The sequence below is a fragment of the Acidithiobacillus sp. TH-A36 genome (assembly GCF_057473445.1).
In genome coordinates this window covers 1-12,313 of record NZ_JBYCKP010000258.1, presented here as the reverse complement: position 1 = coordinate 12,313, position 12,313 = coordinate 1, and the positions used below count along the sequence as shown (strand labels likewise).

Genomic DNA, 12,313 nt, shown 5'->3' with positions numbered 1-12,313 from the left:
TGGGAAGCGGTGGGTCTGGTTTCCTATCTGCTCATCGGTTTCTGGTTCCAGCGCGAAAGCGCCAATGTCGCCGCCCTGAAGGCATTTATTGTCAATCGGGTCGGTGATTTCGGTTTCCTGATTGGTATTGCGGCTATTTATCATTACTGCGGCAGTCTCGATTACCGGACGGTATTTGCCATGGTGCCCCATCTGGTCGGCCAGACCGTAGAAATTATTCCCGGACATCCCTGGAATGTACTGACCTGGATTGCCTTGCTGCTGTTTATCGGTGCCATGGGCAAATCAGCCCAGGTGCCGCTGCATGTCTGGCTCCCGGAATCCATGGAAGGCCCAACCCCCATTTCGGCGCTGATTCACGCCGCGACCATGGTTACCGCCGGGATTTTCATGGTGGCCCGGATGTCGCCCATTTATGAACAATCGGCCACAGCGTTGACCGTCATTTTGTTGATTGGCTCTATTACCGCCTTGTTCATGGGGCTGATCGGACTGGTGCAAAATGACATCAAGCGCATTATTGCCTACTCAACCCTTTCCCAGTTGGGATACATGACGGCTGCACTGGGGGCTTCGGCCTTTTCAGCGGCTATTTTTCACCTCATGACCCATGCTTTTTTCAAAGCGTTGCTGTTCCTGGCGGCGGGTTCGGTGATTCACGCCATGGCCAATGAACAGGACATCCGTAAAATGGGCGGCTTGCGCAAGGCTATGCCCATTACTTACATCACCTTTCTGATCGGCGGTCTCGCACTGTCGGGTATTCCGCCCTTTGCCGGTTTTTTCAGCAAGGATCTGATTATTGAAGCTGTGGGTATTTCCACCTTGCCGGGAGCTGGCTGGGCCGAGTTCATGCTGGTGGCGGGAGCCTTTGTCACGGCCCTCTATACTTTCCGGATGTTTTTCATGGTGTTCCACGGTAAACCCCGCATGGACCCCTACATCCGGGATCATCTGCATGAGTCACCCTGGGTGATTACGGTGCCACTCATTGCATTGGCTATTCCTGCGGTATATGCCGGTTGGGCGTACATCGGTCCGGTAGGTTTGGGGCATTTTCTCGATTCTTCGCTGGTTATTGCTCCGCAGTTCAACACCATCGGTGAAATTGCCGCACATTGGCAGGGCGCTGGCGTCTTCATCGTGCATGGTCTGGAAGCCTGGCCCTTTTGGTTGGCCGTGGCGGGTATTGTTTGTGCTGCCTACTTTTATGCCTGGAATACGGGTTTACCCGAATGGCTCAGCCGCATCCTCAGTCCGGCAGCCTGGCTGCTGGAGAGTAAATACGGTTTTGACACTTTTAATAATACGGTTCTGGTACGCAGTGTTATTCAGTTTGGACGGTTGTTCTGGCATGTTGGTGACGAAAAACTGATTGACGGCCTGATGGTCAATGGCACCGCTTTCGGCATCGGCAAGTTGGCATTGTCCTGGCGTAAAGTGCAAACGGGATACATTTATCATTATGCTTTCGCCATGATTATCGGGTTGATTTTATTCATGACATATTTTGTGATCTGGAAGGGGTAGGCACTGATGAACGCTTCGCTCCTCAGCTATTCTATCTGGATACCCATCGTCGGTGGCCTGCTGGTTCTGGCCGTTGGAGATCGCCGTGCGGCGCTGGCGCGTTGGTTGGCCCTGATTGTGTCCTTGCTGGCCTTTGCCGTTACCATTCCCCTCTATACGGGTTTTGATACGCACACTGCGGCCATGCAATTCAGTGAGCGGGTTTCGTGGATTCCTTCCCTGAATATTTATTATCACCTCGGTGTGGATGGTATATCCCTGTGGTTTATATTGCTGACCAGCTTTTTGACCGTACTGGTGGTCATCAGCTCCTGGCGTAATGTCCAGACCCGGGTTGCCCAATTCATGGCGGCTTTCCTGATTATGGAAGGCATGATGATCGGCGTGTTCTGCGCCCTCGATGCCATTCTTTTTTATGTATTCTGGGAAGCCATGCTGATTCCGATGTTCCTGATTATCGGCGTCTGGGGTGGACGACGACGGGTGTATGCCACCATCAAGTTTTTTCTGTATACCTTCCTGGGTTCCGTGTTGATGCTGGTGGCTTTGTTGTACCTGTATTTTCACAGCGGCAACAGTTTCGACTTGCTGGTTTATCAGCACACCCCCCTGGGAAGGACGGCGCAGATTCTCATATTTATTGCGTTTTTTGTGGCGTTTGCGGTAAAAATTCCCATGTGGCCAGTACATACCTGGTTACCGGATGCCCACGTGGAGGCGCCTACCGCCGGATCGGTGGTACTGGCCGCTATCATGCTGAAGATGGGGGCTTACGGTTTTCTGCGCCTGAGTCTGCCCATTGTTCCGGATGCCAGCCACAAACTCGCCTGGCTGATGATTCTGCTTTCCCTGATCGCCATTATTTATGTGGCGCTGGTGGCCATTGTTCAGGAAGACATGAAAAAACTGGTGGCTTACTCCTCCATTGCCCACATGGGCTTTGTGACGCTGGGCTTTTTCGTGTTTGATAGTGTCGCCATTGAAGGCAGTATTATTCAGATGCTCTCTCACGGCTTTATCAGTGCCGCCATGTTCCTCTGCATCGGCGTGCTCTATGACCGTATGCACACCCGGAATATCAAGGCCTATGGAGGGGTCGCCAACGTCATGCCGATATTTGCGGCGTTGATGATGTTATTCGCCATGGGTAATGTGGGGTTGCCGGGGACTTCCGGTTTTGTGGGTGAGTTCATGGTGGTGCTCGGCACGTATCAGGTTAATCCGTGGTATGCGATTCTTGCCGCTACTGGTCTGATTACCGGAGCCAGCTACACCCTGTGGCTGTTCAAACGCGCTATTTTTGGTGGAATTGTGCACCCCGAGGTGGCAGCCCTGAAAGATCTCGATGCCCGCGAAATGCTGGTGCTTGGGACCCTGGCGGCGTTCACGTTGCTCTTGGGCGTATGGCCCGCACCTTTCCTTGATATCGTACATACTTCGGTACAGCATCTGGTGGCGCAGATAGCTGTTTCGAAAATTCCGGCGTAGAAGGACACTGCCTATGAATGCTTTTCTGCTGCATTGGACTTTTGCGATACCGGAAATCTGGGTGTTGATCATGGCCTGCGTGGTGTTGCTGGCGGATTTATACCTGGGTGAACGACTGCGGGACGTGGCTCCGGTGTTGACGGTCCTGACGCTGCTGGGTGCAGCAGTGCTGACCTTTTTTGAATTGGGACAAAGTGGTACGACTTTCGCCGGTTTGCTGGTGCTGGATCCGTTTACCAATGTGGCCGAATTGTTCAGCTATCTTGCTGTATTGATGGTGGTGCTCTATTCGCGACGCTATCTGATGGATCGCGGCATATACCGGGGCGAAATCTACGTATTGTTGCTTTTTGCCCTGCTGGGGGTCATGGTGATGGTCTCGGGCGCCAACCTGTTGAGCATCTATCTGGGGCTGGAGCTTTTGGCGCTGAGTCAATATGCGCTGGTTGCCTTCAATCGCGACAGCCTGGTCGCAACCGAAGCAGGGCTGAAATATTTTGTTCTGGGTGCCCTGGCTTCGGGTTTGCTGCTTTACGGTATGTCGCTGCTCTACGGACTGACAGGAACCCTGGAGGTTCGCCATATTGCTGCAGCACTGGTGAATGTTACCAGCAGTAATCTGATTCTGGTATTTGCCCTGGTCTTTATCGTGGCGGGTATTGCTTTCAAGCTCGGCGCAGCCCCCTTTCACATGTGGTTGCCGGATGTCTATCAGGGCGCACCCACGGTGGTAACGACCTTTCTGGCCTCGGCACCTAAAATCGGTGCCTTTGCCCTGATTATTCGCCTGCTGGTAGATGGTGGGTACGGCATGCTGGAATCCTGGCAGCAGATATTTATTGCCCTGACATTGGTATCTCTGGTTGTAGGCAACCTGATTGCCATTGCCCAACAGAATCTGAAACGGATGCTGGCCTACTCAACCGTAGGGCATGTGGGTTTTCTTTCCCTGGGCATTGTTGCGGGGACAGAAGCTGGCTTTGCCAGCGCATTTTTCTACACCATTGTTTATGTGCTGATGTCTCTGGCCGGTTTCGGGATGATTCTGCTCCTCACCCGGGCGGGTTTTGAGGCGGATCGCATTGATGATTTCAAGGGATTATCGCAGCGCAAACCCTGGTATGCCTTTTTGATGCTCATCATCATGTTTTCCATGGCGGGTGTTCCGCCGACGGTGGGTTTTTATGCCAAGCTGGCGGTGTTCCAGGCCGTCATTGCAGCGGGTTATGTGTGGTTGGCGGTGATCGGCGTATTGCTGGCAGTAATTGGCGCTTTCTATTATTTGCGGGTCGTTAAAGTCATGTATTTTGATGCCCCTGAACCGGAAAGCGGGCCGATCGTGCGCGATGATCTTGCCAGTGCTACCCTCAGTATCAACAGTCTGGCCTTGCTGGTTCTGGGGATTATTCCCGGACCGCTGATGGCATTCTGTTTTTATGCCATGCAGGGAGTGATTTGATGGGTATGCATAATTGGGTACTACTTTATATGTTACTGGCTTTTGTGGCCGCCAATTTGCCCTGGCTGAGTAATCGCCTGTTTTTTATACGCCCGGTTGCGGGAGGCAAGGCCCTGCAGTGGTACCTGGTGGAGTGGTTGGTGATGTACTTCATTGTGGGGCTGATCGGCATGGCTATTGAAAACAGTCTGGATGGTAGCCTTCATGCCCAGGGGTGGGAATTTTATGTGATTGCCCTGTGCATGTTTGCCGTTTTTGCCATACCCGGTTTCATCTGGCGCTTTAACGTGCTGCCCATGTTGCGTAGATCTTGACCGGAGCCCGCGTAATGGGTACATTTGCTGGCTGCAGGCGCGTAGCTCAGGGGGAGAGCGCTACCTTGACACGGTAGAGGTCGGCGGTTCGAAACCGCCCGTGCCTACCAAATCCCGCACCAGAGGGAAGAATCTCTCTGGTGCTTTTTCTTTGGAGAGGGTATATGCCAGACATTCAGTTGCCAGATGGTAGTCATCGACAGTTCCCTGAACCCCTCACCGGGCTGGAACTGGCGCGCACTATCGGCAGCGGACTCGCCAAGGCAGCAGTAGCCATGCGCGTCGATGGTGCCCTCAAGGATCTCTCCACGGTGCTGGATGAGAATGTGGCAGTAGCCATTATCACCAAGGACAGTCCCGAAGGTCTGGAAGTGATTCGCCACTCGACCGCGCATTTGCTGGCGCAGGCGGTTCAGTCGCTGTTTCCGGGTGTTCAGGTGACTATCGGCCCGGTGATTGAAAACGGCTTTTATTATGATTTTGCCAGTGCGCGCAGCTTTACTGTGGAAGATCTTGCTGCCATTGAAAACCGGATGCGCGAACTGGTAAAGCAGAATCTTTCCGTCCAGCGCGAAGTATTATCTCGTGATGCCGCCATTGATCTCTTCGAGAGCATGGGTGAAGACTACAAGGTCCAGATTATCCGTGATATTCCGGCCAGCGAAGCATTGAGTTTGTACCGTCAGGGTGATTTCGTGGATCTCTGCCGGGGTCCTCATGTGCCCTTTACCGGGTCACTGGGTGCCTTCAAGTTGCAGCGGGTGGCCGGAGCCTATTGGCGTGGAGACTCCCGCAACCCCATGTTGCAGCGGATTTATGGAACGGCCTGGGCGAGCCAGAAAGATCTGGACGCCTATTTGCAGCAACTGGCTGAAGCTGAAAAGCGCGATCATCGCCGTATTGGCACCGAACTGGATTTGTTCTCCATTCAGGAAGATGCCGGGGGTGGATTGGTTTTCTGGCATCCCATGGGTGCCCGGATCCGGCGGGTCATTGAGGATTTCTGGCGCAGTGCCCACGTGGATGGGGGCTATGAATTACTGTTTACTCCGCATATTGCCCATGAGCAGCTGTGGCATACCTCTGGGCACAAGGACTTCTACGCGGAATCCATGTTTGATCCCATGCAGGACGAAGGCCAGCCGTATCAGCTCAAGCCCATGAACTGTCCTTTTCACATTCTGATTTACAAAGACAGGTTGCGTTCCTATCGGGATTTGCCCCTGCGTTGGGCGGAACTGGGGACGGTATACCGTCATGAAATGTCTGGCGCACTGCATGGTTTGATGCGGGTGCGCGGCTTTACCCAGGATGACGCCCATGTGTTCTGCCGCCCTGATCAGATTGCGGTGGAAATTGGCGAAGTGCTGACGCTGGTTCAGAAAATTCTCGGCACCTTTGGTTTTGACCGCTACGAAATCAACCTTTCCACCCGGCCAGAGCACTCCGTAGGTAGTGATGCCATCTGGGAAACAGCTACCGAGGCTCTGCGGACCGCTTTGGATCGTGCGGGCCTGGAATATCAGGTGGATGAAGGGGGCGGAGCTTTTTACGGGCCGAAAATCGATCTGAAAATTCAGGATGCCATTGGCCGTAAATGGCAGTGCAGCACCATCCAGCTCGATTTTAATTTGCCCGAGCGTTTCGGGATGGAGTATGTGGCCGAAGATGGTTCGCGGCAGGTGCCTATCATGGTGCATCGCGCCATATTTGGTTCCGTGGAGCGCTTTTTCGGGGTGCTCATCGAACATTACGAGGGAAAATTTCCTTTGTGGCTGTCACCCGTGCAGGTTGCGGTGCTTCCGATCAGTGAACATTTTGTCGAATATGCGGAATCTGTCACTGCAGCATTGAGCAAACTCGGCCTCCGTGTCGAAACGGACTTGAGAAACGAGAAGATAGGTTATAAGATACGCGCCCACACCCTGCGCCGGGTGCCCTATATGCTGGTCGTCGGAGAACGCGAACAGGAAGCGGGAACCGTGGCGCTCAGGGATCGGAACGGTCAGGACTTGGGTTCCCATGGCATTGCTGCGCTGGGCACCGCTCTGCAGAAAATGCATCAGGAGCGGCAGAATACCCTGGAGTGGCAAGGCTAGCGAGGAGGATAAGGCGATCGCGACGGAGAAAGAAGTCAATATCAACCGGGAAATTACCGCAGCGCGGGTCCGGCTGATAGGGGTGGAAGGTGAACAAATGGGTGTGGTTTCCGTTATGGAAGCCTTGTCGGCCGCAGAAGAAGCCGAGCTGGATCTGGTGGAAATTGCCCCACAGGCGGAACCACCTGTTTGCAGGATCATGGATTACGGCAAGTTTCGCTTTCAGGAAAGCAAGCGTCAGCATGAAGCGAAGCGTCGGCAAAAGCAGACCCAGGTAAAGGAAATCAAATTCCGTCCGCGTACGGATGATGCCGATTACCAGATCAAGCTCCGTAATATCATGCGTTTTATTGATGATGGAGACCGGGCCAAAATTACCCTGCGCTTTCGCGGTCGTGAGATGTCTCACCCGGAACTGGGCATGGAACTGCTCAACCGGGTAGAAAAGGATTTAGCAGAAGTCGGGGTGGTTGAACAACGGCCACGCATGGAGGGACGGCAAATGGTGATGATTGTCGCCCCACGGAAAAAATAGGAGAGCATCGTGCCAAAAATGAAGAGCAATCGCGGAGCGGCCAAGCGTTTCAAGCGCACCGGATCCGGCAAATTTAAGCATCGTCAGGCGTTTTTGAACCACATCCTGACCAAAAAAACGACCAAGCGGAAGCGTCATCTGCGCCACACCTTGGTGACTTCGGGAAGCGATCAGGCTGCCTTGCGGCGCATGCTTCCCTACGCTTGATGACAGAGGAATCGTACCATGCCTAGAGTAAAACGTGGCGTAACCGCCCACGCCCGTCACAAAAAAGTCCTGGCTCGCGCCAAGGGATTCCGTGGTCAACGTAAAAGCAACTTCCGCATCGCCCATCAGGCGGTGATGAAGGCCCTGACTTATGAATACCGGGATCGTCGTACCAAGAAGCGGGACTTCCGCAGCCTCTGGATTGTGCGCATCAATGCCGCAGCGCGTTCAGAAGGGCTTAGCTACAGCCGTTTCATGAATGGTTTGTTGCGTGCCGGCATTCAGCTGGATCGCAAGGTCCTTGCGGATATTGCGGTGCGCGACAAGCTGGCGTTTACCCGTCTGGTTGAGGTGGCTAAGGGCCAGCTGGCCGCTTAATTGTGACGGAGGCTGTGGATATGTCGCTGTCTTCCATAGCTTCCCTTGCAGAGGCCACGCGTGATATTGCGGCCGCTGCAGATCTTGCTGCGCTGGAACAAATTCGTCTGCACTGGTTAGGGAAAAAGGGGCTGTTGACCCAGGCCATGCAGCAACTCGGACAATTATCTCCAGAATCGCGCCGTGAAGCCGGACAATTACTGAATGTGCGCAAGGAGGAAGTGCAGAATCTGCTGCAATCCCGCCGGACCGTACTGGAAACTGCATGGATTCAAGCCCGCCTGGAGGCTGAGCGGATAGATGTCTCTCTGCCCGGAAGGCGTATTGCGCTGGGGAGCAGTCATCCCATCCGTCAGACACTCGAATGGATAGAGCAATATTTTTCCGGTTTGGGTTTTGAAATTAGTGATGGTCCCGAAATAGAAGACGATTATCATAATTTTGAAGCGCTGAATATTCCCGAAGATCATCCAGCGCGGGCGATGCACGATACGTTCTACTTTGACCAGAATCGGGTGTTGCGTACGCATACCTCTCCCGTACAAATTCGCTATCTCGAGCAGCAGCAGCCGCCTTTGCGGATGATTGCAACGGGACGCGTTTACCGGAGGGATTCCGATATTACCCATACGCCCATGTTCCATCAGGTGGAAGGCCTGCTTCTTGATGAAGAAGCCAGTTTTGCTGATTTGCGTGGCTTGCTGGAAGATTTTCTTCAGAGTTTTTTTGCCAAACCGGATTTGCCGGTGCGCTTTCGGCCTTCCTATTTTCCCTTTACGGAGCCTTCTGCAGAAGTGGATGTGGGTTGTGTCATCTGTGGTGGTTCAGGTTGTCGGGTTTGCAAGCAAACCGGCTGGCTGGAAGTGCTGGGCTGCGGCATGGTGCATCCAGCGGTACTGGCTGCTGCCGGAGTAGATGGCGAACAATTCGGCGGTTTTGCTTTTGGCATGGGCATCGAAAGACTGACCATGCTGCGTTATGGGGTCAATGATTTGCGTCTCTTTTTTGAGAACGATCTGCGCTTTCTCAAGCAGTTTTCCTGAGGAGCGAAGGCTATGCGTATCAGTATTCAGTGGCTTCGTGATTGGTTGGATTTTTCCTGGAATACGGAAGAAATCGCGCGTCGGCTGACTATGGGTGGAATTGAGGTAGAGGCTATCGAGCCTGCTGCTCCGCCTTTCCATTCTGTGGTCGTTGCGGCGGTACAAAGCGTGGCAGCGCATCCGGAAGCCGACAAGCTACGAATCGCTCAGGTAGACGCTGGTGACGGTACCCTGCGGACGATTGTCTGTGGGGCTGCAAATCTGGCTGAAGGGCAGCGGGTACCCCTGGCCTTGCCGGGGGCGGAGTTACCGGGTAATAAAAAAATAGGCATTTCGGAACTGCGCGGGGTGCGTTCGGAGGGCATGCTTTGTGCGGCTGGTGAGCTGGGTCTGGAGGATGGCAGTAGCGGATTGTTGATTCTGGATGCAGAGGCTCCCGTAGGTGCGGATCTGCGGACCTACCTGCATTTGGATGATGAAATTCTGACTTTGGGCATTACCCCTAATCGTGGTGATGCCCTGTCCATAAAGGGCGTGGCACGTGATCTGTATGCCCTCGGGGCGCAGCAACTGCATGATCCCCAAGCTGTCACGCAAGGCCCCGAGTGGTCTCAGCAGGACTCCACCCAACACCCCGTGCAGGGTGATTATTCTGTATCCATAGATGCTGAAGCCAGAACAGCCTGCCCCAGTTATACCGCATTGTGGATTGACGGCGTACCAAATCGCTTGCCGGATTTTTTGCGTGAGCGTTTGCGCCGTGCCGGTCAGCGCAGTATCCACCCGATGGTGGACTTGCTGAACCTCTGGATGTTTGATACCGGTCAGCCTTTGCACGCTTTTGATGCTGATACGATTCAGGGTGGCCTGTGTGTACGCTGGGCCAGGACCGGAGAAGTCCTTGATGCGCTGGATGGCCGCGATCTGAACCTGGAGCCTGATATGCTGGTCATTGCCGACGCGCAGGGACCATTGGCACTCGCGGGTATTATCGGCGGACGCCGTAGCAGTGTGACCGCGCAAACCCGTTCCATTATTCTGGAAGCGGCGTTTTTCCAACCCAAGGTCATTCAGGGCCGCGCACGTCGACTGGGTTTGCAAACCGATGCCGCCATGCGCTATGAGCGGGGCGTGGATTTTAATCTGGCTCCGCAGGTGGCCAGAGGCGTGCTCGCGCAAATGATGGAGCTGGTCGCCGCGCAATTGCGTGCCTCCCGTTCATTTACCCTGAAGGGCCAGTTGCCAGCTTCCGCCGAAATTTCATTGCGGCAAAAACGTCTTGAGCGGGTGATGGGAATGCCCTACGCGGCGACCGACGTTGAGCAGTTGCTGACGCGTTTGGGTCTGCAGATCCATCCGGCGCAGGATGGTTGGCAGGCCACTGCCCCCAGCCATCGTTTTGATCTGCGGATTGAGGCAGATCTCATTGAAGAGGTGGGAAGAATTTACGGTTATGACCGTCTTCCAGCCCATCGCCCGCGTGGCATCTTGCGGGCGGTTCCCGATAAGCCGTCATCATCTCAGAGATTGCGCCATATTTTGCAGGCCCGCGATTATCACGAAGTCATTACCTACAGTTTTATCAGCCAGGAATCTCAGGATGATTTCCAGCCGAATGCGGATGCACCCGCCTTGCTGAACCCCTTGTCAGCAGACCTGGCGGTGATGCGTGCCAGCCTCTGGCCGGGTTTGTTGCAGACCTTGCAATTTAATGCGAAGCGTCAGCAGGATCGTATTCGTTTTTTTGAAATGGGGCGAGTCTATTCGGCAGATCGACAGAGCATGATCCTGGCGGGTTGTATCTGGGGCGCTGCAGATCGTGAAAACTGGGCGCAACCCACCCGGGATGTGGATTTTTTTGATCTTAAAGGGGATGTAGCCGCTATTCTGGCGTTATGGCCACAAACCCATTTTGAGTTCCAGACCCTGTCCACTGAGCATGCGCTGCATCCCGGACAGGCCGCAGAAATTCTGGTTGAAGGCCGCCGAATCGGGATGCTCGGGGCTCTGCATCCGACCCTCGCAGCGCGCTATGACCTGGACAAATCGGCCTTTTTCTTCTATCTGGACATAGAGATGCTGGAACATTTGCAGAAAGGGCGGCATTTTACGGCGTTGTCACCCTATCCTGCCTTGCGCCGGGATATGGCGTTGGTCATACCCGAAAACATTGAGGCAGGAGCAGTTCTGGCGGCAATGCAGCAGGCTGCCAGTGCGGTGCTGCAGGAAATTCGTATTTTTGATCGCTATCAGGGGGAATCCCTGCCGGCAGGGACCTACAGTTTGGCATTTGCGCTCATTTTGCAGGATCGTGAGCGTACGCTGACTGAGGCTGATGTACAAATGGAACTGGAGCGAATGCTCACAGCAGTGAAGCAAATCGGCTCCATAGAACTCAGGGCATAGGGAGAAAAGAAAGTGGCCGTCACGAAAGCAGAAATTGTTGATATGTTGTTTGAAACCATGGGCTTGAACAAGCGTGAAGCCAAAGGTGTTGTGGAAGCCATGTTTGATCATATTCGCGAAAACCTGGCCCAGGGTGAAGAAGTGAAACTCTCCGGCTTTGGTAATTTCACCCTGCGCGATAAAAACCCCCGCCCAGGACGTAATCCCAAAACCGGCGTGGAAATTACCATCACCGCACGGCGGGTGGTGACTTTCCATCCGAGCCAGAAGCTCAAAGCCTACGTCAATGGTAGCGAACCAGATAACGGCTAAGGGTAAAGCTGGCAAAGAGCTCGCCGCGCTACCAGAAATTCCTGAAAAACGGTATTTCTCCATTAGCGAGGCGTCTCTGCTTTGTGGGGTAAAGGCCCATGTACTGCGCTATTGGGAGCAGGAATTTCCGCTACTCAGTCCGCTGAAAAGAAAAGGTAATCGCCGTTATTACCAGCGCCACGACTTACTATTGGCGCGACAGATTCGTGAGCTTCTATATGGAGAAGGTTACACCATCCACGGCGCTCGTGAACGACTTCAGGGGCTGCGCAACGAATCCAGTCACGGGCATCCGGTCTCAGCGGCACAACTGGAATTCGAAATGGAGGATAATGCCTCCGGCCTGCATTCCAGCACGGGCAACCGCCTGACCTACCTGCGGACTGAATTGTCCGAATTGATAAAAATATGTGCCGGCAAGCATTGACCCGACGCCAGCGAAGCATTAGAGTAGCGGCTCTTGCGGGGCGTAGCGCAGCCTGGTAGCGCACCTGAATGGGGTTCAGGTGGTCGGAGGTTCAAATCCTCTCGCCCCGACCAAT

At 54.0% G+C, this 12,313-nt stretch carries 12 protein-coding genes and 2 tRNA genes; all 14 read left to right on the top strand.

The window, feature by feature from the left end:
- On the top strand, positions 1-1,530 hold a 1,530-nt coding region (gene nuoL, locus AC2VLY_RS06845), incomplete at its 5' end, for an NADH-quinone oxidoreductase subunit L (RefSeq protein WP_486921987.1).
- Positions 1,531-1,536: 6 nt separating this feature from the next.
- Complete coding sequence (locus AC2VLY_RS06840; protein WP_486892989.1) at positions 1,537-3,018, top strand: NADH-quinone oxidoreductase subunit M; 1,482 nt, start codon at positions 1,537-1,539, stop codon at positions 3,016-3,018.
- Between the two features lie 13 nt (positions 3,019-3,031).
- Positions 3,032-4,477, top strand: a complete 1,446-nt coding sequence (gene nuoN / locus AC2VLY_RS06835) for an NADH-quinone oxidoreductase subunit NuoN (RefSeq protein WP_486892988.1) — start codon at positions 3,032-3,034, stop codon at positions 4,475-4,477.
- The gene (locus tag AC2VLY_RS06830) at positions 4,477-4,791 is read left to right on the top strand and encodes a DUF2818 family protein (RefSeq protein WP_300253869.1); all 315 of its coding nucleotides are present in this window, start codon (positions 4,477-4,479) and stop codon (positions 4,789-4,791) included. Before nuoN ends, AC2VLY_RS06830 begins: the two co-directional genes overlap by 1 nt.
- Positions 4,792-4,826: 35 nt before the next feature.
- Positions 4,827-4,901, top strand: a tRNA-Val gene (locus tag AC2VLY_RS06825).
- A gap of 54 nt (positions 4,902-4,955) precedes the next feature.
- Positions 4,956-6,890: a threonine--tRNA ligase gene (gene thrS / locus AC2VLY_RS06820; protein ID WP_486921986.1), complete on the top strand. Its 1,935-nt coding sequence runs from the start codon at positions 4,956-4,958 to the stop codon at positions 6,888-6,890.
- A complete protein-coding gene (infC, locus tag AC2VLY_RS06815; RefSeq protein ID WP_227485300.1) occupies positions 6,814-7,425 on the top strand; it encodes a translation initiation factor IF-3 in 612 nt (203 codons plus the stop codon). Before thrS ends, infC begins: the two co-directional genes overlap by 77 nt.
- A 9-nt stretch (positions 7,426-7,434) precedes the next feature.
- Positions 7,435-7,632, top strand: a complete 198-nt coding sequence (gene rpmI, locus AC2VLY_RS06810; RefSeq protein WP_010641739.1) for a 50S ribosomal protein L35 — start codon at positions 7,435-7,437, stop codon at positions 7,630-7,632.
- Positions 7,633-7,650: 18 nt separating this feature from the next.
- On the top strand, positions 7,651-8,010 hold the full coding sequence (gene rplT / locus AC2VLY_RS06805) for a 50S ribosomal protein L20 (protein ID WP_193651669.1): 360 nt from the start codon (positions 7,651-7,653) through the stop codon (positions 8,008-8,010).
- A 20-nt stretch (positions 8,011-8,030) separates the two neighbouring features.
- Complete coding sequence (gene pheS / locus AC2VLY_RS06800; protein ID WP_486892986.1) at positions 8,031-9,053, top strand: phenylalanine--tRNA ligase subunit alpha; 1,023 nt, start codon at positions 8,031-8,033, stop codon at positions 9,051-9,053.
- Between the two features lie 12 nt (positions 9,054-9,065).
- On the top strand, positions 9,066-11,459 hold the full coding sequence (gene pheT / locus AC2VLY_RS06795; protein WP_486892985.1) for a phenylalanine--tRNA ligase subunit beta: 2,394 nt from the start codon (positions 9,066-9,068) through the stop codon (positions 11,457-11,459).
- A 12-nt stretch (positions 11,460-11,471) separates the two neighbouring features.
- Complete coding sequence (locus AC2VLY_RS06790; RefSeq protein WP_024893611.1) at positions 11,472-11,771, top strand: integration host factor subunit alpha; 300 nt, start codon at positions 11,472-11,474, stop codon at positions 11,769-11,771.
- The gene (locus AC2VLY_RS06785; RefSeq protein ID WP_300253881.1) at positions 11,746-12,198 is read left to right on the top strand and encodes a MerR family transcriptional regulator; all 453 of its coding nucleotides are present in this window, start codon (positions 11,746-11,748) and stop codon (positions 12,196-12,198) included. The genes AC2VLY_RS06790 and AC2VLY_RS06785 overlap by 26 nt, the downstream gene beginning before the upstream one ends.
- 36 nt (positions 12,199-12,234) lie before the next feature.
- Positions 12,235-12,311: transfer RNA gene (locus AC2VLY_RS06780), tRNA-Pro, on the top strand.
- Positions 12,312-12,313: the final 2 nt, after the last annotated feature.

Excerpts from the sequence above, each read along its gene's own strand:
- AC2VLY_RS06830 (WP_300253869.1), top strand. The coding sequence starts at position 4,477 with ATGGGTATGCATAATTGGGTACTACTTTATATGTTACTGGCTTTTGTG.
- rplT (WP_193651669.1), top strand. The coding sequence starts at position 7,651 with ATGCCTAGAGTAAAACGTGGCGTAACCGCCCACGCCCGTCACAAAAAA.
- pheS (WP_486892986.1), top strand. The coding sequence starts at position 8,031 with ATGTCGCTGTCTTCCATAGCTTCCCTTGCAGAGGCCACGCGTGATATT.
- AC2VLY_RS06785 (WP_300253881.1), top strand. The coding sequence starts at position 11,746 with ATGGTAGCGAACCAGATAACGGCTAAGGGTAAAGCTGGCAAAGAGCTC.
- thrS (WP_486921986.1), top strand. The coding sequence starts at position 4,956 with ATGCCAGACATTCAGTTGCCAGATGGTAGTCATCGACAGTTCCCTGAA.
- pheT (WP_486892985.1), top strand. The coding sequence starts at position 9,066 with ATGCGTATCAGTATTCAGTGGCTTCGTGATTGGTTGGATTTTTCCTGG.
- nuoN (WP_486892988.1), top strand. The coding sequence starts at position 3,032 with ATGAATGCTTTTCTGCTGCATTGGACTTTTGCGATACCGGAAATCTGG.
- AC2VLY_RS06840 (WP_486892989.1), top strand. The coding sequence starts at position 1,537 with ATGAACGCTTCGCTCCTCAGCTATTCTATCTGGATACCCATCGTCGGT.
- infC (WP_227485300.1), top strand. The coding sequence starts at position 6,814 with ATGGCATTGCTGCGCTGGGCACCGCTCTGCAGAAAATGCATCAGGAGC.